Source organism: Flavobacterium aquicola, from assembly GCF_003385115.1.
In the GTDB taxonomy this organism is placed as follows: Bacteria; Bacteroidota; Bacteroidia; order Flavobacteriales; family Flavobacteriaceae; genus Flavobacterium; species Flavobacterium aquicola.
The window spans coordinates 60647-83101 of sequence record NZ_QUNI01000005.1; the positions used below are offsets into that span (position 1 = coordinate 60647).

Consider the following 22455-nt stretch of genomic DNA (forward strand, 5'->3'; position numbering starts at 1 on the left):
AGGTTTTATGAATTTATTAGAACCGAAAATTACTTTTTATCTTCTTCAGTTTTAGTTCCTGATTTATATTTATCATTCAATAATTTGATGATGTCTTTTGTAATGTCATAAGAATCCTTAGCATACAAAACAGTAGCAGCATCACCGGTACCGTAGATATAGTCATATCCTTTTTCTTTACCGTAATCTTTGATGAATTTTTTAACTCCTTTTACAAGAGAATCCATTTCTTTACCGCTTTCCTGCTGCAATTGCATCTGAAGACCTTGCTGTGCTTGAGCTAACTGCTGCTCTCTGCGCTGTAATTCAGCTCCTTTCTTTTGAGCCCATTCTTGACCGTTAGCCTGAGCATTTTGCTGAAAACTAGAAGCTTCCTGCTTAAATCTTGAGATTTCAGCTTCTAATTGTCTACCTTTTTCTGCTGCCTGTCCTTTATATTTTGCTTCTAAGTCTTTAGTTTCATTGTATTCTTTCATCAGCTCTGCTGTATCCACATAAGCCGTTTTAAAATCCTTTACTTCTGGAGCTTTTTTATCACAAGAAATAAGTGATATTGAGATGGCGATAAATAATAATACTTTCTTCATTTTAGTGTATTTCTAGTTTTTTTAGGTATGGGTGACAAAAATATAAAAAAATAGATAGGATTGATAAAAACTTTCACAAAAGCACAAAATAATATCCATCGATTTTAATTATAAATACATTTAATTTTAATAAATTTTAATTATAAACATTAATTAATGACCTATTCAAAAATAGTACAGATTTGAAATTAAAAAAATTACGGTCAATAATTTTTTCATTAAACCACAAAACTGCCATTTAAATTCCAGCAAAGATTAATAATTTTAATACAATTAAATCCTTCTGTTGTAATCACAACTGCACAGTAAACATAATAAATCTAGCCAGCATCTGAAATTAAAATACTGCTTTTAACATTAATTTAGCCTAGTCAAAAAAAAGAGATAAATTACTATTGAGCAGTTTATAAACTCCCGCCAGACCACGGTTTAGCTATTTTTACTTATTGTGTATAATGTAAATATGGGAAGAAAATTCCATATTTTTCTTTGCTTTCCAATTTGACTTTAGTCCAATAAAAAAAGCTTTCAAATAATTCATTTTTCCGTTTTTGTATTTTTCAGAAAGCAAGCTTACGTAAAACGAATCAAATTTCATTGGCAATACTTTTTCAAGTTTCATATTTTCTTTAGCAAAAAGTAATTCGATTGCCTTTTTCGAAAAATGCCAAAAGTGAATCGGCACATCATATGCCGCCCAGAAATTTCCGTAATGCTTTGCATCAAAAGATTTGAAATTAGGAACTGCGACAATCAAAGTACCTGTAGGCTTTAATAATCGCTTCAATTCTTTAATTTGTTCTTCAAGATTTGGAACGTGTTCCAAAACATGCCACATCGAAATAATATCAAAAGAGTGACTTTCCAGTTCGGATGTATTTTCAACAAAAGATACTCCTTTACTTTTTGCAATTGCTTTTGCTTTATCACTTGGTTCGGTTCCCATAGTTTTCCAGCCGTCTTTTCCAGCAACAGCCAAAAATTCTCCAGTACCCGCTCCAATATCCAAAATAGACCCTTTTGAAGGCTGATACGAATTAATTAAATCTAGTTTATTTTTTAGAGCAATATTTTTTACGAAATGATACGCTTTTTCAAATAATGATCTTTTTGAATCAGTGTGCGAAATATAATCGGCACTTTCGTAATAGCTGCCTAAAATATCTAAACTTGGCTGCGGATGCGTAACCAGCATATCCAAAGTTTCGTCATGATACAAATCGAAAGTTTCCTGAGAAACGGAATAATCTTTTACAGTAAGAAAATGTTTTTTGTTTGTAATATCCATTATTGTTTTTAAATAAATAATTTCAGCACTATCGAAAAGCTGAAAAGAAATTCTTTTAATTTTATTGGGTTTGAAAAATATTAATTTATTATGTTCTCTCCCATCTTATTTTTACAGCAGAAATTTTTTCATTTTCCAGCCGTATATTCTCGTTCACAATAAATCCGCACTTAGTATAAAACGCTAATGGAGATAAATATTGTTTTTTATTTCTTTTGAAATAATTCTGATGATCAGTCACCCAACCGTTCAAAACTAAATTATCCTTTTTCAATTCTTCAAGCAAAAGTATTCCAAAACCTTTTCCTTGTAATTTGGTATCAATTATAATTCCGAACCAATTTTGATCTTCTCGTAAAAAGGTAAAAGCCCAGCCCATCAATTGTTTTAAATCGTCAATCAGCAAATAATGTTTTAAGTTCGAAAGATCTGCTAAATACTTTTCAAATTCTTTTAAATCATTATAACAGATTCTCTCAGGATATTCAGAATTCCAAAGTTTAAATAACCTTTGCTTCTGTTCCAAAGTTAAAATACTTGTTTGAACAATATTCATTTTTTAAATCATTAAAAACCTATTAACTCAACAAATATAGGCAATACAGCAGTAGTTTCACGTGGAACATAAAGATTTTAGATATATGATTAATGAATGTTGATTTTAGATTTAAAACTAAATTGTTACAAATGATTTAAACTTAAGAACCAGATATCAGAAATTTAAAAAAATCTCAATTCTGAAATCTCATTCTGAAATCTCATTCTGAAATCTCAATTCTGAAATCTGCAATCTAAAATCCCTATCTCCCCATATAAATCAAAAGCACAGAAATATCACTTGGCGAAACACCGCTGATTCTTGAAGCTTGAGAAATAGTCACAGGTTTAATTTTATTCAATTTTTGCTTTGCCTCGATCGACATCGATTTGATTTTATTATAATCAAAATCTTCAGGGATTTTCACATCTTCTAATCTTGTCAGCTTATCAGCATTATTTCTTTCTTTTTCGATATAACCGGAATATTTAACTTGAATTTCGGCTTGCTCTAAAATTTCCTGATCAAGATCATTCGAAGCAACATATTCCTTTACTTTTTCAAATTTTAAAATATCTTCCAAATCAATTTGTGGTCTAGAGAATATTTTAAACATTTTATCTCCCTGCGAAATTAAAGCAGATTCTTTCTCTTCAAGAATCGGATTTGTTTCTGCAACCGAAATACTTGTCTCTTTGAAAAAAGAAACCATTTTTTCAGATTCATTCAATTTACGTTCCATTCGTCGTAAACGCGCTTCTGAAGCCAAACCAATTTCATACGACAAAGGCGTTAATCTAAAATCGGCATTATCCTGACGAAGTAATGTTCTATATTCCGCTCTAGACGTAAACATACGATAAGGCTCTTCAGTTCCTTTCGTAATCAAGTCATCAATCAAAACTCCAATATAGGCTTCGTCTCTTTTTAAAATCAACGGCGCTTTGTCATGCACTTTCAAATGCGCATTAATTCCAGCCATCAAACCTTGAGAAGCCGCTTCTTCATAACCAGTTGTTCCATTAATCTGTCCAGCGAAATATAAACCTTCAACTAACTTCGTTTCCAAAGTATGTTTTAATTGCGTCGGCGGGAAATAATCATATTCGATTGCATAGCCAGGACGAAAGAATTTTACATTTTCAAAACCGGCAACTGTACGCAACGCTTTAAATTGAATATCTTCCGGCAACGAAGTAGAAAAACCATTTACATAAACCTCACAAGTATTCCATCCTTCTGGCTCTACAAAAAGCTGATGGCGCTCTTTATCAGCGAAACGATTTATTTTATCTTCAATCGAAGGACAGTATCTTGGACCAATACTTTTTATTCTTCCGTTAAACATCGGAGAACGATCAAATCCTTCTCTCAAAATATTATGCACCTCATTCGAGGTATATGTCATGTGACAAGATTTTTGAAATTCCAAAGGCTTCGTCAAATCTGAATAAGAAAACTTGTCTGGCTTTGCATCCCCTTTTTCTTCATTCATTTTAGAATAATCCAAAGAACGTCCATCAACTCGCGGAGGTGTTCCTGTTTTCATTCTTCCCGCTTCAAATCCTGCTTGAACCAAATCTTCAGTAATCCCGAAAGCTGCGCTTTCTCCAGCACGACCTCCGCCAAATTGCTTTTCTCCAATATGGATCAAACCATTCAAAAAAGTCCCGTTTGTCAAAACCACAGATTTTGATCGAATCTCCACTCCCAACGAAGTTCTGATTCCTTTTATCTTTCCGTTTTCAATTATCAAACCTTTTACCATTTCTTGATAAAAATCCAAATTCGGAGTTCCTTCCAACATCATTCTCCATTCTTCGGCAAAACGCATTCGATCACTTTGAACTCTCGGAGACCACATTGCAGGACCTTTTGATTTATTCAGCATCTTGAACTGAATCGCTGTTCGATCTGAAACAATTCCGGAGTAACCACCAAGCGCATCGATCTCACGAACAATTTGGCCTTTTGCAATTCCGCCCATTGCAGGATTACAGGACATTTGTGCAATGTTCTGCAAACTCATTGTAACCAATAAAGTTTTAGATCCCAAATTTGCTGCCGCTGCCGCGGCCTCAGAACCTGCGTGACCCGCACCCACCACAATTACATCATACTCTTCTAAAAACATTTTCTTTTATATTAATCCTTTTCAAAAGGAATTATGAATTTTCAAATCTACGTTCCACGTGAAACACTTTAACTACTTTACATATAAAATTCTAAATACGTTCCACGTGGAACACAAAAACAAAACTTAAATTTTAATCTAAAATTTTTCAAAAAAAACTTAACGTTCCGCGTGTAACGTAATACTTTTTATATAATTTTGATAGGTTTGAATCTACTGTTCCACGTGAAACATAGCAATTTTTTCATCTTCTTTACTTCGCATTAAAGCTTCGTCTCCTTCCGATTTATCTTTATATCCACAGTAATGTAAAACACCATGAACCAATACACGTTTCAATTCATCTTCAAAACTTGTATTATAATCCTTTGAGTTATCTGAAACTCTTTCTACAGAAACAAAAATATCACCACTAATTTCGTTACCCATTGTATAATCGAAACTGATAATATCTGTAAGCGTGTCGTGATTAAGATACTCAAGGTTAATCTTGTGAAGGTATTCATCATCACAAAAGATGTAATTGATTTCACCCTCAGTTTTATTTTCTGAAACTATTACGGAACTTAACCAAGTGGCTATTGCCTCTTCATTCTCTAACGTGAATTCCGATTCGTAATTAAAATTGATCATTTGTTATTAAAATATATTTGAACTTTTTGATTAAAATTCGAGCGCAAAGGTAGCGATTGTCTATTTAATATCTCTATGCTATTTAAATAATCTGAAAGCGCCTTTGGTAAAGGACTCGCCTGATTACTATAATTCTTTGTATTAGTTTCAGACTGGCGTTTAGGATCTTCACCTTGTAAACGAATTGCCGTATCTAATTTTAAAAGTTCTTGTTTAATACTGTTTGTTCTTTGCAAAGATTCATTATTGAAACCCTTATTGAGCAACTGCTTTTCCAATTGTTTCATTTGTTCCAAAGCATTCTGACCGCTATTACCAATTCCCTTTTTATTCAGTTCTTCCTGCAACGCTTCACGTAATTGCTTTTGTTCTTTATAAATATCCATAGTTGCTTTTGCATCTCCTTCACCGTCTCCATCAGAATCACCATTCTCGCCTTGCCCTTTACCAGATTGAGAACCCTTGTTTTTACCCTCACCTGGCTTAGTTCCCTCACCTGGTTTATTACCAGGTTTCATTCCCTGCTTCATCTTCTCGCTAAGTTCTCCTTGCTTTTTGATAATATCTGGCAACTGCATTCCTGAACCTTGACCTGGTTTTGGTTTACCTCCGCTACTATTTCCGGACATCTGCATCTGCATACTATTTAGAGAATCACTCAATAAATCAGCCAGTTTATTAGCTGAGGAAATCGCATATTGCTGTTGAGAAAAACCTCTTTGCAGTTGAGAATCCGATAAACTTTCTAATGATTTATCGATGTTGTATTGAACATTGGCAACCTCTTTTGTAACTTGTTCGGCTATTTTGGGCTGACGCAAAGACATAGCAAACAAGCTGTCATCGATGTGTTTGAACTGTGTTTTTAAGTTCTGCTGGTTACGAATGTATTTGCCAAAAGAAGGCGAACCTAACTTGGTTGCTTTAAACTGATTCATCACATCTTCCTGTGAGAACGAATAAGCCAAGAGATTATCCAGTATCTGACGTAACATTTTCACATCCTCTTCTATCTGATCTTTGCTGGATTCTTCCATTGCCTTATCAATAGCTTTGGACATTTCCTTCATCTTCTTAGAAGCACTTTTTTGACTTTGTTTTGCTTTGGATTTATTGTTGTTTTGTAAATCACTACCCGCTTTATTCAAATCATCCTTGATACTTTTTTCCTTATCCAAATCTGAAGGGATGTCCATAGGTGATTTTAAATCTTCATTATCCTTATCCAATTGCTTCAACTCCTCCTGAATCTTTTCGAATTCTTCAGTAAGTTTCTTTTGTTCTTGCGCTGAATTCTCCTTTTCATTCTCAGATAATTTATCCTCTTTTTGAGATAACTTGTCTAATTTATCAGCTAACTGTTCAGCCTTTTTTTCTACATAATAACGTTTAGTTAATTCAACCAATTGTGCCAGATTCTTGTTTTGGCTTTTACTATTCTCTTTGAATTTTTCCAACTTCTGAACAAAATCTTCGTCCTTGATTTTATTGTTTAAGTCATTCAATTCATCCAATAACTTTTTGTTTTTATCCAATTCCTTATCAGTATTCTCTAAACGTTTTTGCAATAAATCTTTGGTTTCATCCTGCTGTTTTGGATTGGATTTATCCAAATTGTTTTTCATCTTGTTGGCAAACTGCTTCATCAAATCATTCTGTTGTTGCTGTTGCTTTATAAAATCATTTATCTTCTGACGATCATTAAAGTCCAAACCTTCTTTCTCCTTTGAAGTTTGTTGCAGTTTTTCCATTTGAGAAAACTGTTTATCCTGCTTTGATAATGTTTTTTGCAAACTGTTTATAGTGCTGTTTTGTTCCTGAAGCGTGTTGTTTTGCTTTTCTTCATCAGATAAAATTCGGTTTGAAAAGATAACGGAACGGGTACTTTTGAAATGATGAATAGCATCGTTATCAAAAACCTCAAAATAAAAATCATAGTTCTTGCCCTTTTCTACATCAAGATTACTTGGAAAATTAAACACAAACTGATCGAAAGTATCATGCTTTACAGCTATGGTTCCACGTTTTCCAGTCACAGGTTTTCCAGATTCATAGTACACAATCTGTAGTCGTGATACACCATAATCATCAGCCAATTGACCCACAAAATAGGAACTTTCGACACCCAAACTATCTGGAGCTTTTGTAATATTGATGGTTGGAAACTTATCTTTGACAACATTCAGCAGATAAGACAACTTTTCGAAGTTTTTTACTTCATTATTTGATGTAATTATTTGATATTCTGTATTTTGAACTATATTTTTAGTCAAATTAAAGGTGTTTTCAGACTTTGTGAATGGAAAAGCCTGAGAATCATTTTTCCACGTTACATCCTGCGTTCCATTTGTATTCATTATCCAAGAAACCTGAGTTCCTTCAGGTATAATTCCGTTACCGGTTCCTTTGACAATTGTGCTTTTCATATTCAAATATGATGGATATACAAACTTCATTTCAAAGTTGGAAATCGTTGGAACAGCAATCACTTTCAATTCATAATCGGGAGAAATAACTTTATTTGCTTCCAAATGAAAGGAAACATTGTCCATTGGTTTCGTTATTTTAAACTGAAATTCTCCTTGACGAACGGACTCTAGAAAATAACTTTCATCACCAATGATAATCATAACATTTTCCGGAACTATTTTTCCTTCGGATTTTACAGAAAGAATAAAATCTTTGCCCTGTTCTGAAACCAAATTAGGATTCAAAATCGTAAACTTAAACGGAGCCGGTGGCGTAAATGCAGAATTAAAATGCACTACCCTATCCAAACTTTGAGAAATAATTCGGCTATTTCCTGAAAGAAAAAAGAACAGCAAAAACAAAACCGGCAATATCGCTAACGGCAAATATTTTTTATTAGTACCAAAATCAATCGCTTTACCAAAAGGAACCGGACGCAAAGAATTAGCCTTTTGTTCGATGGAAGCCAACAATAATTCGGAGTTATAAACACTAGTATCCGACTTTGAAAGTTGCAGATAGTTTATCAAAGTATCATTCACTTCCGAGAAATGATTTCCAATGATTACTGAAGCCTGAGTATAATCAATTCCTTTCTGAAATTTGAATAATTTGAATATTGGAAAAAGTATAAAACGCAACAGCAGAAAGGTTTCAACTGCTATGAAAAACCAAAATAACAGCGTTCTTCCTTTTGGTTGCAACCAAAGAAAATATTCTATAAATAGCGTAAACAGAAAATAAATCAGTCCGAGACCTATGAAAAAAAGGACGCCACGGATTAATTCATTGGCATAATACTTCTTTATAAAATCTTCAAGTTTTTGATGTATCGAATAAGACTTTTCCAAAATATCGGTATTAATTTAATAACCAATAAAAGTACTAATTTTAATTAGATAAATATCAATTAGAAAATTGGTCAATTAGGGTTAAACTTGAAATTATCTCATTGAATTCATTTTCTAATTTTCTAATTCAGAGTCGTATATTTGCAAAAAATTTACAAGAATGTCAAGACCAGTACGCGTGCGTTTTGCACCTAGCCCAACAGGGCCATTACACATAGGCGGAGTTCGTACCGCTTTATTCAACTATTTATTTGCAAAAAAAAATGGAGGAACTTTCTATCTTCGAATAGAAGATACCGACCAGAATAGATTTGTTCCAGGTGCCGAAGAATATATATTGGAAGCTTTGGAATGGTTAGGAATTGCTCCGGAAGAAACTGTTGGAAAGAATGAAAAATTTGGACCTTACAGACAAAGCGAAAGGAAGCCTCTTTACAAACAATATGCTGATCAATTGATTGAATCAGGAAATGCTTATTACGCTTTTGATACTGCAGAAGCATTGGATGCTCACAGAAAACAGCACGAAGCAGAAGGAAAAACATTTATTTACAATCATCATAATCGTGAAAAACTAGATACTTCATTGGTTATTTCCAAAGAAGAAACTGCCAAAAGAATCGCAAATAACGAAGATTATGTTATCCGTTTTAAGACTCCTCAAAATGAAACTTTGCATTTGCAAGATATCATTCGCGGTGAAGTAAAATTTGAAACCGGTCTGTTGGACGATAAAGTTCTTTTCAAAAGTGACGGAATGCCAACGTATCATTTGGCCAATATTGTTGATGATCATTTAATGGAAACCTCACACGTAATTCGTGGTGAAGAATGGTTACCTTCTATGCCTTTGCACGTGATGCTTTACAGAGCATTTGGATGGGAAGCACCAGAATTTGCACATTTGCCTTTGATTTTAAAACCAATTGGAAATGGAAAATTATCCAAAAGAGACGGTGATAAAATGGGATTTCCTGTATTTCCTTTGGAATGGAAAACTGCAGAAGGCGTTTCATCTGGCTACAGAGAAAAAGGATTTTTTCCTGAAACTGTTGTCAACTTTTTATCACTGTTAGGATGGAATGACGGAACCGATAAAGAACTTTTTTCATTGGAAGAACTTACACAAGCTTTCGATTTAAAAAGAGTTCATAAAGCCGGAGCTAAATTTGATCCAGAGAAAAACAAATGGTTCAACCATCAATATTTAATGCAAAAAGAAGATTCAGTTTTGGCGGAAGAATATTCAAAAATCATTGAATTGAAACATTTAAACAGACATTATTCATTGAACGAAATGACCAAAATTGTTTCGTTGATAAAAGACAGAGCTGATTTTGTTTCTGATTTTTGGGAAATGAGTGACTTCTTTTTTATAGCGCCAACAGCTTATGATGAAAAAGCAAGCAAGAATTGGAAAGCTGAAACTCCAGCTTTAATGCAGGAATTGATTTCGGTAATTGAAGAAATAAGTGATTTTACTTCTTTAAATATTGAAACAATCGTTAAAGACTGGATGACCAAAAACGAAATTGGAATGGGTAAAGTAATGCAACCTTTCCGATTAAGTTTAGTCGGAGCGCTAAAGGGTCCTCACCTATTTGACATTGTCGAAGTCATAGGAAAACAGGAAACTGTTTCACGATTACAGAAAGCAATTGCAACGATATAAAACTAAAAAGCTCCCATTAATTTGGGAGCTTTTTTTATTTTCTATTAATAAAATAACTTATCAGATAAGGAACTATCGTCTGAAAAATAGATCTGAAAGGATTTGGAAAACGCTCTTTGTAAGGAGCTAAAAACCCAGCAATTATATTTTCAGGAGTTACAGAATCTTTTGTTTTTTGAACACTTAATATTAATTTTTGATAGCTGATCTGTTTTTCTAATTTCAGAATTTCTAAATCACGATCAATAGAAGCGTAGGAAGAATATTTTTTGTTTTCCATAAATATTAATCATTAAAAAAGATTTCTGAAAATTTCTCTAAGATTGGTCCTTCTATTACTTTGTCTTTAACCAAAAATAAAAGTAACGTAGAGATCAAATACATGCCACCAACAGAAAGAAAACCAAGCGTGTAACTGCCAAAATAATTACTTAAAGCAAAAGCAACTGCAATAGATCCAAATAATAAGACCATACTAAAGCACAATAAAATCAAAACAAATTTCAAAATCATGGTTGTTGATTTCATTGCAACCTTGAAACCCCATAATTTATAATATGAAACAGATTTTTCAAAATAAGCCTGGGCTTGATTTTGAATATCTTCTGAATTTTCTTTTATTTTATCGAATGCCATAAATTAAATTTTATTACTTCTGAAATTTAGCATTTTTTATTTTAAGTTCTGCCAATTTATTTTCTAAAAAAGTTATTACGTCTTCCGACTTATGACTTAAGTTGGAAACTAATTTTTCATAATTATGATCAATATCGTCTTTACTTAAAATTCCGTTATTTTTTATTTTCTCAGTTACTTCATTTAATTTATCAGTTAAATTATGTTTGGCTTCATCAAAACCATCCTTAATTTTTTCTCTGGTTTTAGAACCTTTTTCCGGCGCAAACAAAATTCCTATTCCTGCTCCAATTGCTACACCTGCTAAAACAGCTACTATTGTACTTCCTGTATTATTTGACATAATTATAAAATTTTAAAAGTTACTATTTACTAAATTTACAACTTTATGAACAAACATGTGTTAACAAGCCGTTAAACTGCAAAATAATGGGTCAAAAACTAAAATAAAGCCCGTATTTCAATTAAAAATTATAAACGAAGTATTGATATAGAAACTATAAAAAAATGTTTTAGAACAAATATATGAATGTCAATTTTAATAAATAAAATAAATTAAAATAATTTTTAAAATAGATTTAATAAATAATAAATATAATCTATTAAAATTTTAAACAATATAACTTGTTTTAATTATAAAAAAGGACCAAAAAAACAGAAAACTACAATTTTTAGCTAAAATTAAAATAAGAGCTTTTAATAAACAAAAAATAAAAAAACATAAATTGGTATAAACAAAATTTTAAAATCTATTAAAATCAATTTATGAAAGTCACTTTTAATAAATAAAAATTATTAAAATTCAAAAAATAATCAAAATATTATATAATAAAAAAGCGCTTTATAAAAAGCGCTCTTAATAGATAAAATTTATATTTTTTATTTCAACAGAAATTTTTCAATAAATTCTATTTCACGGTCTGTTGTACTTTTTGAAGGATTGGATTGTAGTTTCAAAACTTCCTCTTTAAAAGAATTTACAAAATCTGATTCATAATCTAAATTAGATAAATTTAAAATTGCTCTCGAACGAACAAAAGTAGATTCACTTCGCAGAGACATTAAATACAATTTAGATAAATCCTCATTGTCATAATCCGAAGGTTTCAAATTGGCATACTTCAGAATAAAATTGGCAAACAATAAAGAACTTTTATTATTGTTAATATTCTTTCTGAAAGAGTTTTGCAATAAACTGTAATTAGAAATTCCTGATAGCGTCTCCCCTATTGCTTTTCTGATTGCAATACGTTCTTCTCTTGTAGCAACTTTAAAATATTTATTGATTTCTTTCAGCGAATTATTAATGCTGTTTTCATCCTTTTTACCTTTCTCTTCCCAAGCATCTTTAAGCCCAACTGTCTTGTTAAATACTAATTTTGAATCAGTTGCATCTTTATCAACAACAAAATAACCCAAACGCTGAAATTGAAAATGATCACCAATTTTAGCTGAAGCTAAACTAGGTTCAACATATCCTTTGACAATTTCCAAAGAAGAAGTATTCATAAAATCCAGGAAACTTTTCTCTTTGTGGCTGTCTGGTGCTTCGTCAATAAACAAACGATCATACAAACGAACTTCAGCCTCAACAGCATGAGAAATAGAAACCCAATGCAATGTTCCAGCAACTTTTCGCTTACTAGCCTCACTCCCACTTCCACTCAAAGAATCCGTGTCATAAGTAACTTGAATTTCGGTAATTACACCATTAACATCTTTCGTAACACTTTCACCTTTAATGATATAACCATTCTTAAGACGCACTTCATTTCCTATACTTAAACGGAAAAATTTAGCTGGTGCTACTTCTAGGAAGTCCTCTCTTTCGATATATAATTCACGGGAAAAAGGCACTTTTCTATAACCAGCAGATTCATCTTCCTGATTATTTTCTGCATCAAGCAACTCTTCTTTTCCTTCCGGATAATTGGTAATAACCACTTTTACAGGATCTAAAACAGCCATAACTCTTGGAGCTGTTTTGTTTAAATCCTCACGTAAACAAAAATCTAAAAGTGATACATCAATGATATTTTCACGCTTGGCAACACCTATAACATCACAAAATTTACGGATAGCACTCGCAGTATAACCGCGTCTTCTTAATCCGGAGATAGTAGGCATTCTAGGATCATCCCATCCGCTCACAATGTTTTCCTGTACCAATTGCAGAAGCTTACGCTTGCTCATTACAGTATAATTCAAATTCAAACGAGCAAACTCATATTGATGCGGACGAACTCTGTTTTCATCATAAATCTGATCCAAAAACCAATCATATAATTCACGGTGCATTACAAATTCCAAAGTACAGATTGAATGTGAAATTTGCTCCACATAATCGCTTTCACCATGCGCATAATCATACATTGGGTAAATATTCCAATCATTTCCTGTACGGTGATGATGACGATGTAATATTCTGTACATCAATGGATCGCGCATTAACATATTTGTAGAAGCCATATCAATTTTAGCTCTTAAAACGTGACTGCCTTCTGGAAAATCTCCATTTTTCATTCCTTCAAAAAGAGCAAGATTTTCTTCAACAGAACGGTTTCTGTACGGACCGTCAACTCCTGGTTGAGTCGGTGTTCCTTTCTGAATTGCCATATCTTCAGAAGACTGGCTGTCAACATAGGCTTTACCTTTTTTAATCATTGCAACAGCCCATTCATATAACTGCTGAAAATAATCAGAGGAATATACCTCTTCAGACCAGTTGAATCCTAACCATTTCACATCTTCTTTGATTGAATCCACATACTCCTGCTCTTCTTTGGCTGGATTAGTATCATCAAAACGTAAGTTAACAGGCGCATTGTATTTTAATCCTAAACCAAAATTTAAACATATAGATTTGGCATGGCCAATGTGCAGATAACCATTAGGTTCTGGTGGAAAACGAAAGCGTAATTTATCTTGGGGAAAACCGTTTGTTAAACTGTCTTCTATAATTTGTTCAATAAAATGAAGTGATTTCTCTTCTGATGCCATTTTTAAAAATTTTAGCAAAGATAAAAAATTGAGGACAGATAATGGGCAATAACAATATAGACTTTGAATTAAATTTATTAGTATTTTTGCATAAACACTGAAAGTTATGAGACAATTAACAGTAACAATTCCAGACGATTTTTATGAAACTTTTGTTAGTTTTTTCAAACATATTCCTGATGTTTCCATTGATGAAAATGTAAAGGATGAAGTTCCGCTCTGGCAACAGGAAATGGTTTTGGAACGAATGAAAAATGCTAAGCCAGAGGATTATATTAGCTGGGAAGAATCGAAGAAAAGACGTGATGCAAAATGGAATAAATAATGTATAAAATAATTATTCTTATACGTGCCGATTTAGAATTAGATGAAATTATTGAATATTATGAATTGGTTTCTAAAGGTTTAGGAATAAAGTTTAATAATGAATTCGATGATTATGGAGAAACCCTAAGAACCTTTCCTTTTTTTGAAGAAAAATATAATATTGTCCGCACTCTTCCATTGAAGAAATTCCCATACACTATTCATTTTACAGTAGATGAAAATGAAAAAGTAGTTACTATTCACGCAATAACTTCAGATTATCAAGATCCAAACACTACAAAATTAAAATTTTAAAAATGGGCATAATAAAATTAAAAAATATACGCACTTTCTCATACCACGGCTGTTTAATAGAAGAAGGAAAAATAGGTTCAGATTACTGTGTTGACTTAGAAATAAGCACCAATTTGAAACAATCCTCCGAATCAGATAACTTAAAAGATACTGTAGATTATGTACATTTAAACAAGATTGTGGTAGAAGAAATGGCCATCAGATCGAATTTATTGGAGCATGTAGCCAAAAGAATCATTGATAGAGCCTTAGCGGAGCTAGAAACAGTTTCAAGAATTAAAGTAGCTGTTTCAAAAATAAATCCTCCTATAGGCGGTGACGTTGAAGCTGTTACAATTGAAATGGAAGAAGAACGCAATTTTAAATTGTACTAAAAAAAATAAAAACTTAAAAAAGTTAAGATTAAACTTTAGAAATTTAAAAATTTGAATTACTTTTGCCATCCGTTCAAACAATGGCGTCGTGGCCGAGCGGCTAGGCTGGGCTCTGCAAAAGCTCCTACTCCGGTTCGAATCCGGACGATGCCTCAACAACCTCTAAAGCAATTTAGAGGTTTTTTTATGCCTAATTTAAAATTTTAAACCATTAAGATATTAAGTTTCATTAAGTAGCTATCTTAATTTTCTTAATATCTTAATGGTTAAAAAAAAAAGGAACCTAAACAGTTCCTTTTTTAAATAATTATATTTTTCTACTCCTTCTCTATCTTTTCAAATGCTTTTTTAACCATTTGTTTTTCTTCTGGGAAACAGCCTTGAATGATTAATGCGAAACCGAAAATCATTAAAACAATACTAATTCCTCTTTTGATTTTGTAGATATTAGTCGGCGTCATTTTGTGTTTTAACTGCTTGGCTAAAACTATTTTAATACAGTCTATACCAAGATAAGTCAGTATAACCGAAATGAAAAATGTTAATACTCTTGAAGTTTCCATTTCTAATTTCGGTCCTACCGAAATTATTACGGCAAGCCAAAAACCCAGTACACCAATATTGATGATATTTAAGAAAAAACCTTTGAAAAAAAGACCTAAATAATTCTTTTTTATAATCTCATTATCGATAGTTTTGGTATTTACTTTTTTCTCTTTTTTTGTTCCAATAAAAGAAATAAAGCCATAAGCCATCATGATAAAACCTCCAAAAATAAACAAAGAAGAATTATCATTTAAACTCTGAATCAGTCTGTAACTTCCTAAATAAGCAATTGTTATAAAAAAAACATCTCCTAAAACTACACCTAAATCAAAAACTAAAGCGGCTCTGAATCCTTTAATTATACTGGTTTCAATCAGAATAAAAAAAACGGGGCCAATCATAAAACTTAATAATACTCCCCACGGAATACCTGTCAAAATATCGTTTATCATTAAAAAATGACTTTAAAAATTGATTACAAATTTACTATTTCTGAACTATTGTTCCTCCCATAAAAGTTTCCTGTTTTATTTCTTTTGGCTTGCCATAAATAAAAATAGTACCGCCGGCTTTTACTTTTGCGTCCACAAGAGAACTGGCTCTTACATCGGCGCTTCCTCCTGCTGACAAACTAACTGTTGTTTGAGAAGTTTCTAAATCTCCAGCTTCTAAAATCCCTCCAGAATTAATCAAAACCGACTGAGTGACTGCTTTCCCTATAATTTTTATAATTCCGCCAGAATACGCTTTAATAGTAGCTTTTTCGACCTCAAGCACTGCAGTAATCTTTGCTCCTTCTTGTGTTCCCAAAGTAATAGAAGTCTGCTTGAAAATATCAGCACAAGTTACACTGCTTCCTTCATTGGCATCAATACTCTGAATTTTTTTGAAATATAAAGTCACTTTAACTTCGTCACCAGACATTATTTTTGTCAATGGCATTCTTATTTTCAAAAGCCCGTTTTTATTAACAACTTCAACTTTACTTTGGCTTGTTCCAGTAATAACTGCTTTATTTTCAGTAGAAGCAATTAAAGTAACATTCAGTTTATCAAACACTTTTACTTCATCAAAATCCTTTAGCTCTATCGTAGTTTGTGCAAAAGTGAATTGTGCTAAAAACACAAAACCTATCAAAATTATCCTTTTCATGTTCTATAAATTAATTGTTAATAATAAAGATTCTAAGATGCTGAGTTACTAAGTTGCTAAGATTTAGATTAAAATCTTAGCAAATATCTTTAAAAAAAACTTATTCGTTTCTTTTTATAAAATTGAAATCCAGCTGTTTTTTGACCAAATCGGCGTTTTTAACTTTTACATAAATCTCATCACCCAATTGCAATAATCTGTTGGAATTAGCTCCTACCAAAGCATATTGTTTTTCATCAAAAGTGTAATAATCCTCTTTGATATCGCGGGTTCTCACCATCCCTTCGCATTTATTTTCGATGATTTCTACATAAATTCCCCATTCGGTAACTCCGGAAATAACACCTAAAAACTCCTGATCCTGATGATTTTGCATGTATTTTACCTGCATATATTTTATAGAATCTCTTTCGGCATTGGTAGCTAAACCTTCCATTGTTGATGAATGTAAACATTTGGTTTCATATTCTTCTTCATCGACAGATTTTCCTCCATCCAAATAAAACTGCAATAAACGATGCACCATAACATCAGGATAACGGCGAATTGGTGATGTAAAATGCGAATAATAATCAAATGCTAATCCGTAATGTCCAATATTGTCAGTAGAATATTTGGCTTTGCTCATTGATCGAATAGCCAAAGTATCAATTAAATTCTGCTCTTTTTTACCATTCACTTCTTCCATCAAGGCATTCAATGATTTTGAAATATCGCCTTTATTTCTGAAATCTATTTTATAACCAAACTTAGCAATAACGTTTTGCATCGCTATTAATTTATCTTCATTAGGTTCATCGTGAATTCTGTAAATAAACGTTTTCTTTTGTTTTCCAATGTATTCCGCCACTTTTCTATTGGCTAATAACATGAATTCTTCAATCAGATGATTGGCATCTTTAGAAACTTTAAAATAAACGCCTTCTGGTTCTCCTTCCTGATCTAAGTTGAATTTTACTTCGACTTTATCAAAAGAAATTGCCCCTTCATTCATTCTGTTTCTTCGGAATATTTTCGCTAATTGATCCATTTTCAATGTAGCCTGAACTATTTCATCCGAAACTACATAAGAACTTCCCGTTATAGAAGTTTCAACTGGAATGGTATTATCTTTGGTTTCAATAATGTACTGAGCTTCTTCATAAGCAAAGCGCTGATCAGAAAAGATGACAGTTCTTCCAAACCATTGATTTACAACCTGACATTTTTCTGTGATTTCAAAAATAGCCGAGAATGTATATTTCTCTTCCTGAGGACGCAAAGAACAAGCAAAATTAGAAAGTACTTCAGGTAACATTGGCACTACCCTATCCACCAAATAAACTGATGTTGCTCTTTGAAAAGCTTCATCATCCAAGATAGTTCCTTCTTCCAAATAATGTGAAACATCGGCAATATGAATCCCAATTTCGTAATTGCCATTCTCTAACTTTTTGAAAGACAATGCATCATCAAAATCTTTAGCATCTTTCGGATCAATTGTAAAAGTCAGCGTATCACGCATATCACGGCGCTTGGCTATTTCACTTTCTTCAATCGAAGTATCTATTTTTTGTGCATAAGTCTCAACCTCAATCGGAAACTCTGCAGGCAAACCATATTCGGCAAGAATTGCATGAATTTCGGTATCGTGTTCTCCAGGCTTTCCAAGAACTTTTATCACTTTTCCAAAAGGACTATCAGCTCTCGCAGGCCAATCTTCGATATGAACCAAAACCACATCTCCTTGTTCGGCCTCCCCTATTTTATCTTTTGGAATAAAAATATCCGTATACATTTTTGGATTGGCAGTCGAAACAAAAGAGAAATTCTTCTGAATATCAATCACCCCGACAAAGTCGGTTTTGTATCTTTCAACTATTTCAACCACTTCACCTTCAGCTCTTCTTCCGCTTCTTTTGTTATAAACATACACTTTTACGGTATCTTTATCCAAGGCGTGATTCAGATTGTTGGTTGGAATAAAAACATCTTCTTCAAATTCAGGACAAATAAAATAGGCACTTTTACGGCCCGTCATATCAATTGTTCCTTCGTAATATTCTTTACTGCTGGCTTTTATCAAATATTTACCAGGTTCTGTTTCTATAATTTTTTTGGAACCGGCCAAAATCTTTAGATCTTTTATAATCTGATTACGGCTTTGAGTGTCGTCTAATTCTAATTTTGACGCAATCTGCTTGTAGTTAAAGGCTTTATTGGCACTATTCGATAATATTTTTATAATTTTATCCGAGAAATCTTTGTCTTTCTTAATCGGTTTTCTTAATCTTTTACCCATGTATCTTTTCTTAAATGCCTAAAATTACGAAATTGTATTCACTATTCCGTATTCCAAAAGAGTTTTAAACTAATAATAACTTCATTACATTTATAAAAAATTCTAAATGAACGGCTTCAAAACAATCGCTATTTTTAATTATCCGCATGAAATTGTGGTACTTAAACATATTTTGGAACAGGAGGAAATTCATTATTTTTTCGAAAACGAACACCTTGTCTCCGTAGATCCATTGGCAAGCTTTGCCTACGGAGGCATCCAGCTAAAAGTACATCCAAACGATTTTGAACAGGTTCAGGAAATTCTAGATAATTTGAATCCAAAACTTTCCATCGTTTAGAAAACTTCGCAATTCAATATTTTTTTGGGCGTGACCCTCCCGAAAAGGTCGGGTCGGGCTATACGTTCCCGCTTCCCGATGAAAAATCGGGAGAGCTCCACTTCCATCCCTCACGCAGATCCTGCAAAACAAGAACAAAAACAGTAAAAAGAAACAACTTTTGAAGAAACAGAATATTTTAAAATTTTTTCTTTGTTTTCAAATTTCAAAGTTGTCAACATATATTAAATACAACAAAAAGAAATTTTAAAATTTTAAAAAATATTTATGGTTATTATAGCTTGTTAATTGTTGCTATAAATTTCTAAAAAAATGTATTGAAATCAAGTTTTAGGTTTTTATCTTGAGTTATCAACAGTGTTATTTATATGTAAAATCCTGTCTTTTAAGATATTTTTTAAAATAGTTAACAACTGTTAACATTTCAAAATTGAGATAAATTGTAAATAAGTGTTTTTTATTTTCTTGTTCAAAAACTAAAGTTTAGTATTGATAACTTTTCCAAAAATTCCTCAAACTTTATTAGGTTTTTAAAAATAGGTTTTGGATTACATAATTTTTTCAAACAAACTAAAAAAACTTCTAAAATTCTTTTCAAAGTTATAAACATTTTGTGTTAATTTAAGGTTAACTGAATATCAAGCAGTTACGTTTTGGTATTAACATTACAAAATATTAACATTTTAATTACATTCTCTTTACTGGTTTACAGTCAGTTGTAAATAATGATACATGTTAATAACCTTAAAAATTTCTTATAATCAGCGGATTATAGATGATTATAAAATTTGTCTTTTTTCGTATTTCTTAATCTATCAGTAATATAAAGTGAAAAGGATTTTTGTATGCTATCTTAAATAGATTGGCTAAATTTGCATTTCAAAAACTAATACAAAAAAAATGAAAATTTCAATAGGAAATGACCACGCCGGACCGGATTACAAAAAAGCAATTGTTCAGTATTTAGAATCAAAAGGACATCAGGTTACTAATTATGGAACAGATACAGAAGCTTCTGTGGATTATCCAGATTTTGGGCATCCAGTTGCAAGTGATGTAGAAGAAGGAAAAGCAGATTTTGGTATCGTAATCTGCGGAAGCGGAAACGGAATTGCAATGACTGTTAATAAACATGCCGGAGTTCGTGCAGGTTTGTGCTGGACCAAAGAAATTGCCTATTTGACCCGCTTACATAATAATGCCAATATTGTTAGTATTCCTGCCCGTTATACTTCTATTCAGCAGGCGGTAGAGATTGTTGAGACTTTCTTAGAAACTAAATTTGAAGGAGGAAGACATCAAACCAGAGTTGATAAAATAAGCTGTTAAAATATTTTGTAACTTCGCAATATGCTGTCACAAAAAGAAATACAAATTATTATAGAAATCTTAAAACCATACAATCCAAAACGTATTGGATTGTTTGGTTCTGTGGCTAGAAATGAAGAAAAAGAAACAAGTGATATTGATATTTTATACAATTTTAATACTCCAATTTCTCTTTTTGGACTTGTTGATATTCAAAACGCATTACAGAACGTATTGCATAAAAAAATAGATTTAGTTTCAGAAAATGCAGTTCATCCATTATTGAAAGAAAGAATTTTTAATGATTTAAAAATTATTTATGGATAAGGATAAAAATATTTTCCGGCTTTTGCACGTGATTGATTGCATAGAGAAGATAGAAATAATTATCAAAGATTTGTCTTATGAAAGTTATTTGGAAGATTGGATAAAACAAGATGCGATCTTTAGAAATATTGAGATTATTGGAGAAGCAATAGTAAATGTTGAAGAAGAACTAAAGGAAAAATATCCAGATGTTCCGTGGGTTCAAGCAAAAGGAATGCGAAATTTTTTGATTCACGAATATTTTAAAGTAGATCAGAATGCGGTTTGGGAAACCGCCCATAATCATCTACCCAAATTGAAATTTCAAATACTTTCAATTATCAACGACATTAAATAAACTTCAAAATGTCGCACAACCACAATCATAGTCATGACCATCATCACCATCCTGTAGAAGGTAAAAATCTGCTATTTTCGATTGTCTTGAATATTGTGATTACGGTCGCACAAGTTATTGGCGGTATTCTTTCGGGAAGTTTGGCTTTGCTGTCTGACGCACTGCATAATTTTTCCGATGTACTTTCTTTGGTATTCAGTTATGTTGCTCATAAATTATCCCGAAAAAAAGCTTCCAATGATCAAACTTTTGGTTACAAGCGAGCCGAATTGATAGCCGCTTTTATCAATGCAATGACTTTGATAATAGTGGCTTTGTTTTTGGTTTATGGAGCAGTAGAAAGGTTTTTCAATCCACAGCATATAGAATCGGGATTGGTTATTTGGATGTCAATTATAGGTATTGTTGCTAATGGTTTGTCAGTAGTAATGCTGAAAAGCGATGCCGACAAAAACCTGAATATGAAATCGGCCTATCTGCATTTGTTTACAGATATGATGGCTTCTATTGCAGTGTTAATAGGCGGTCTGCTGATGAAATATTTCCAATGGTTTTGGGTTGACAGTTTATTGACTTTGATAATTGCTATTTACCTGATAATCGTTGGTTTTGATTTGTTAAAAAAATCAACCCAAATGCTAATGCTTTTTACACCAAGTCATCTTGACATTAATGAAATTATCAGCGAAGTTCATAAAATATCAGGAGTGCGCAAACTGCATCATATTCATCTTTGGTATCTCAACGAAGAGGAATTGCATCTTGAAGCGCATCTTGATTGTTCTGAAGACATAAAAATGTCCGAATTCAATGAACTTTTGGATAAAGTAGAACACGTTCTGTTCGAAAAATTCCATATCAATCATATCAATATTCAGCCGGAATATAAAAAGGAAGAAGAGTCGAAGGATTTTATAGTTCAGGATTAAGTTAAAAAAAAAAAATCGGGTGCTGCGCACCATACAATTTAGAGCTCGTTAATAAAACAGGGCTTTTTTTGATTTCTATTGACTGTATTTACATTAATTCAGTCAGTCAATTGACGCAATTAACATTTTTTACCTGTTTAAATAAAACCAGCCTATCAAAATTTGTAAAATTAAAATCAGCCAAAATTTTAAAAGATAACTTTTTTTGGCTGTTTTATGTCTGAAAGTCAACATTCCTAAACCCGAACCAATTGTTCCTCCCAAAAAAGCTGAACCTAAAAGAGTCCGTTCAGGAATTCTTTGTTTTTGAGTTTTTGCCAAATGCTTATCATAAGCCATTAGGATAAAAGCTATTCCATTTAAAATCAAAAAATAGTAGAATAAAATGTTCATTTAACTAAAATTAATCGTTAAAGATATTATTTTAGCTGT

General features: G+C 32.2%; 23 protein-coding genes and 1 tRNA gene. 10 read left to right on the forward strand and 14 right to left on the reverse strand.

From position 1 onward, the window contains the following. Positions 1-29: 29 nt before the first annotated feature. The 6 genes from C8P67_RS09895 to C8P67_RS09920 all read right to left on the reverse strand — a co-directional run bounded on the left by C8P67_RS09895 (position 30) and on the right by C8P67_RS09920 (position 8500). Entirely contained in the window at positions 30-587 is a 558-nt protein-coding gene (locus C8P67_RS09895; RefSeq protein ID WP_115812878.1) for an OmpH family outer membrane protein, read from the reverse strand. Between the two features lie 439 nt (positions 588-1026). Further along, on the reverse strand, positions 1027-1875 hold the full coding sequence (locus C8P67_RS09900; protein ID WP_115812880.1) for a class I SAM-dependent methyltransferase: 849 nt from the start codon (positions 1873-1875) through the stop codon (positions 1027-1029). Between the two features lie 88 nt (positions 1876-1963). Continuing rightward, positions 1964-2431, reverse strand: a complete 468-nt coding sequence (locus tag C8P67_RS09905; protein WP_115812882.1) for a GNAT family N-acetyltransferase — start codon at positions 2429-2431, stop codon at positions 1964-1966. A gap of 244 nt (positions 2432-2675) precedes the next feature. Continuing rightward, complete coding sequence (mnmG, locus tag C8P67_RS09910) at positions 2676-4547, reverse strand: tRNA uridine-5-carboxymethylaminomethyl(34) synthesis enzyme MnmG (protein ID WP_115812884.1); 1872 nt, start codon at positions 4545-4547, stop codon at positions 2676-2678. A gap of 213 nt (positions 4548-4760) precedes the next feature. Next, a complete protein-coding gene (gene ybeY, locus C8P67_RS09915; RefSeq protein WP_115812886.1) occupies positions 4761-5180 on the reverse strand; it encodes an rRNA maturation RNase YbeY in 420 nt (139 codons plus the stop codon). Further along, positions 5177-8500, reverse strand: a complete 3324-nt coding sequence (locus tag C8P67_RS09920) for a hypothetical protein (RefSeq protein WP_115812888.1) — start codon at positions 8498-8500, stop codon at positions 5177-5179. Before C8P67_RS09920 ends, ybeY begins: the two co-directional genes overlap by 4 nt. A 160-nt stretch (positions 8501-8660) precedes the next feature. On the opposite strand from C8P67_RS09920, the gene gltX reads away from it, so the two are divergent. Further along, entirely contained in the window at positions 8661-10172 is a 1512-nt protein-coding gene (gltX, locus tag C8P67_RS09925; protein ID WP_115812889.1) for a glutamate--tRNA ligase, read from the forward strand. Positions 10173-10206: 34 nt separating this feature from the next. Here gltX and C8P67_RS09930 read toward each other — a convergent pair whose 3' ends face one another. The 4 genes from C8P67_RS09930 to C8P67_RS09945 all read right to left on the reverse strand — a co-directional run bounded on the left by C8P67_RS09930 (position 10207) and on the right by C8P67_RS09945 (position 13808). Beyond that, the gene (locus C8P67_RS09930; protein WP_115812891.1) at positions 10207-10452 is read right to left on the reverse strand and encodes a DUF6327 family protein; all 246 of its coding nucleotides are present in this window, start codon (positions 10450-10452) and stop codon (positions 10207-10209) included. Between the two features lie 5 nt (positions 10453-10457). Then, positions 10458-10808 (reverse strand): competence protein, encoded by a 351-nt coding sequence (locus C8P67_RS09935; RefSeq protein ID WP_115812893.1) that lies wholly within the window; start codon positions 10806-10808, stop codon positions 10458-10460. A 13-nt stretch (positions 10809-10821) separates the two neighbouring features. Further along, positions 10822-11151 (reverse strand): YtxH domain-containing protein, encoded by a 330-nt coding sequence (locus tag C8P67_RS09940; protein WP_115812895.1) that lies wholly within the window; start codon positions 11149-11151, stop codon positions 10822-10824. 536 nt (positions 11152-11687) lie between these two features. Further along, positions 11688-13808, reverse strand: a complete 2121-nt coding sequence (locus C8P67_RS09945) for a glutamine--tRNA ligase/YqeY domain fusion protein (protein WP_115812897.1) — start codon at positions 13806-13808, stop codon at positions 11688-11690. A gap of 106 nt (positions 13809-13914) precedes the next feature. On the opposite strand from C8P67_RS09945, the gene C8P67_RS09950 reads away from it, so the two are divergent. From C8P67_RS09950 to C8P67_RS22115, 4 genes are all read left to right on the forward strand, one after another. Further along, entirely contained in the window at positions 13915-14133 is a 219-nt protein-coding gene (locus C8P67_RS09950) for a hypothetical protein (RefSeq protein WP_115812899.1), read from the forward strand. Beyond that, a complete protein-coding gene (locus C8P67_RS09955) occupies positions 14133-14429 on the forward strand; it encodes a type II toxin-antitoxin system RelE/ParE family toxin (RefSeq protein ID WP_115812901.1) in 297 nt (98 codons plus the stop codon). The genes C8P67_RS09950 and C8P67_RS09955 overlap by 1 nt, the downstream gene beginning before the upstream one ends. A 2-nt stretch (positions 14430-14431) precedes the next feature. Beyond that, complete coding sequence (gene folB, locus C8P67_RS09960; protein WP_115812903.1) at positions 14432-14803, forward strand: dihydroneopterin aldolase; 372 nt, start codon at positions 14432-14434, stop codon at positions 14801-14803. A gap of 82 nt (positions 14804-14885) precedes the next feature. Further along, a tRNA-Cys gene (locus C8P67_RS22115) sits at positions 14886-14956 on the forward strand. Between the two features lie 164 nt (positions 14957-15120). Here the strand turns inward: C8P67_RS22115 and C8P67_RS09965 are convergent. The 3 genes from C8P67_RS09965 to rnr all read right to left on the reverse strand — a co-directional run bounded on the left by C8P67_RS09965 (position 15121) and on the right by rnr (position 18782). Beyond that, positions 15121-15801: a LysE family translocator gene (locus C8P67_RS09965; RefSeq protein WP_115812905.1), complete on the reverse strand. Its 681-nt coding sequence runs from the start codon at positions 15799-15801 to the stop codon at positions 15121-15123. Positions 15802-15835: 34 nt separating this feature from the next. After that, complete coding sequence (locus C8P67_RS09970) at positions 15836-16501, reverse strand: head GIN domain-containing protein (RefSeq protein ID WP_115812907.1); 666 nt, start codon at positions 16499-16501, stop codon at positions 15836-15838. 100 nt (positions 16502-16601) lie between these two features. After that, the gene (gene rnr, locus C8P67_RS09975) at positions 16602-18782 is read right to left on the reverse strand and encodes a ribonuclease R (RefSeq protein WP_115812909.1); all 2181 of its coding nucleotides are present in this window, start codon (positions 18780-18782) and stop codon (positions 16602-16604) included. A gap of 106 nt (positions 18783-18888) precedes the next feature. Between rnr and C8P67_RS09980 the strand changes: the two genes are divergently transcribed. From C8P67_RS09980 to C8P67_RS10000, 5 genes are all read left to right on the forward strand, one after another. Then, positions 18889-19122, forward strand: a complete 234-nt coding sequence (locus tag C8P67_RS09980) for a putative signal transducing protein (RefSeq protein ID WP_115812911.1) — start codon at positions 18889-18891, stop codon at positions 19120-19122. A 900-nt stretch (positions 19123-20022) separates the two neighbouring features. Continuing rightward, positions 20023-20451, forward strand: a complete 429-nt coding sequence (gene rpiB / locus C8P67_RS09985) for a ribose 5-phosphate isomerase B (RefSeq protein WP_115812913.1) — start codon at positions 20023-20025, stop codon at positions 20449-20451. Positions 20452-20472: 21 nt separating this feature from the next. Beyond that, complete coding sequence (locus C8P67_RS09990; RefSeq protein ID WP_115812915.1) at positions 20473-20757, forward strand: nucleotidyltransferase family protein; 285 nt, start codon at positions 20473-20475, stop codon at positions 20755-20757. After that, on the forward strand, positions 20750-21094 hold the full coding sequence (locus C8P67_RS09995; RefSeq protein WP_115812917.1) for a HepT-like ribonuclease domain-containing protein: 345 nt from the start codon (positions 20750-20752) through the stop codon (positions 21092-21094). The genes C8P67_RS09990 and C8P67_RS09995 overlap by 8 nt, the downstream gene beginning before the upstream one ends. 8 nt (positions 21095-21102) lie before the next feature. Beyond that, entirely contained in the window at positions 21103-22023 is a 921-nt protein-coding gene (locus tag C8P67_RS10000; RefSeq protein ID WP_115812919.1) for a cation diffusion facilitator family transporter, read from the forward strand. Between the two features lie 129 nt (positions 22024-22152). Here the strand turns inward: C8P67_RS10000 and C8P67_RS10005 are convergent, their stop codons facing one another. Further along, positions 22153-22416 carry a DUF1294 domain-containing protein gene (locus C8P67_RS10005; protein ID WP_115812921.1) on the reverse strand — a complete coding sequence of 88 codons (264 nt, stop codon included), beginning with the start codon at positions 22414-22416 and terminating at the stop codon, positions 22153-22155. Between the last annotated feature and the right edge of the window lie 39 nt (positions 22417-22455).

What these genes read in the sequence shown, in the direction of transcription:
- C8P67_RS09895 (WP_115812878.1), bottom strand. Translation starts at nt 587, where the DNA reads ATGAAGAAAGTATTATTATTTATCGCCATCTCAATATCACTTATTTCT.
- C8P67_RS09900 (WP_115812880.1), bottom strand. Translation starts at nt 1,875, where the DNA reads ATGGATATTACAAACAAAAAACATTTTCTTACTGTAAAAGATTATTCC.
- C8P67_RS09905 (WP_115812882.1), bottom strand. Translation starts at nt 2,431, where the DNA reads ATGAATATTGTTCAAACAAGTATTTTAACTTTGGAACAGAAGCAAAGG.
- mnmG (WP_115812884.1), bottom strand. Translation starts at nt 4,547, where the DNA reads ATGTTTTTAGAAGAGTATGATGTAATTGTGGTGGGTGCGGGTCACGCA.
- ybeY (WP_115812886.1), bottom strand. Translation starts at nt 5,180, where the DNA reads ATGATCAATTTTAATTACGAATCGGAATTCACGTTAGAGAATGAAGAG.
- gltX (WP_115812889.1), top strand. Translation starts at nt 8,661, where the DNA reads ATGTCAAGACCAGTACGCGTGCGTTTTGCACCTAGCCCAACAGGGCCA.
- C8P67_RS09930 (WP_115812891.1), bottom strand. Translation starts at nt 10,452, where the DNA reads ATGGAAAACAAAAAATATTCTTCCTACGCTTCTATTGATCGTGATTTA.
- C8P67_RS09935 (WP_115812893.1), bottom strand. Translation starts at nt 10,808, where the DNA reads ATGGCATTCGATAAAATAAAAGAAAATTCAGAAGATATTCAAAATCAA.
- C8P67_RS09940 (WP_115812895.1), bottom strand. Translation starts at nt 11,151, where the DNA reads ATGTCAAATAATACAGGAAGTACAATAGTAGCTGTTTTAGCAGGTGTA.
- C8P67_RS09945 (WP_115812897.1), bottom strand. Translation starts at nt 13,808, where the DNA reads ATGGCATCAGAAGAGAAATCACTTCATTTTATTGAACAAATTATAGAA.
- C8P67_RS09950 (WP_115812899.1), top strand. Translation starts at nt 13,915, where the DNA reads ATGAGACAATTAACAGTAACAATTCCAGACGATTTTTATGAAACTTTT.
- C8P67_RS09955 (WP_115812901.1), top strand. Translation starts at nt 14,133, where the DNA reads ATGTATAAAATAATTATTCTTATACGTGCCGATTTAGAATTAGATGAA.
- folB (WP_115812903.1), top strand. Translation starts at nt 14,432, where the DNA reads ATGGGCATAATAAAATTAAAAAATATACGCACTTTCTCATACCACGGC.
- C8P67_RS09965 (WP_115812905.1), bottom strand. Translation starts at nt 15,801, where the DNA reads ATGATAAACGATATTTTGACAGGTATTCCGTGGGGAGTATTATTAAGT.
- C8P67_RS09970 (WP_115812907.1), bottom strand. Translation starts at nt 16,501, where the DNA reads ATGAAAAGGATAATTTTGATAGGTTTTGTGTTTTTAGCACAATTCACT.
- rnr (WP_115812909.1), bottom strand. Translation starts at nt 18,782, where the DNA reads ATGGGTAAAAGATTAAGAAAACCGATTAAGAAAGACAAAGATTTCTCG.
- C8P67_RS09980 (WP_115812911.1), top strand. Translation starts at nt 18,889, where the DNA reads ATGAACGGCTTCAAAACAATCGCTATTTTTAATTATCCGCATGAAATT.
- rpiB (WP_115812913.1), top strand. Translation starts at nt 20,023, where the DNA reads ATGAAAATTTCAATAGGAAATGACCACGCCGGACCGGATTACAAAAAA.
- C8P67_RS09990 (WP_115812915.1), top strand. Translation starts at nt 20,473, where the DNA reads ATGCTGTCACAAAAAGAAATACAAATTATTATAGAAATCTTAAAACCA.
- C8P67_RS09995 (WP_115812917.1), top strand. Translation starts at nt 20,750, where the DNA reads ATGGATAAGGATAAAAATATTTTCCGGCTTTTGCACGTGATTGATTGC.
- C8P67_RS10000 (WP_115812919.1), top strand. Translation starts at nt 21,103, where the DNA reads ATGTCGCACAACCACAATCATAGTCATGACCATCATCACCATCCTGTA.
- C8P67_RS10005 (WP_115812921.1), bottom strand. Translation starts at nt 22,416, where the DNA reads ATGAACATTTTATTCTACTATTTTTTGATTTTAAATGGAATAGCTTTT.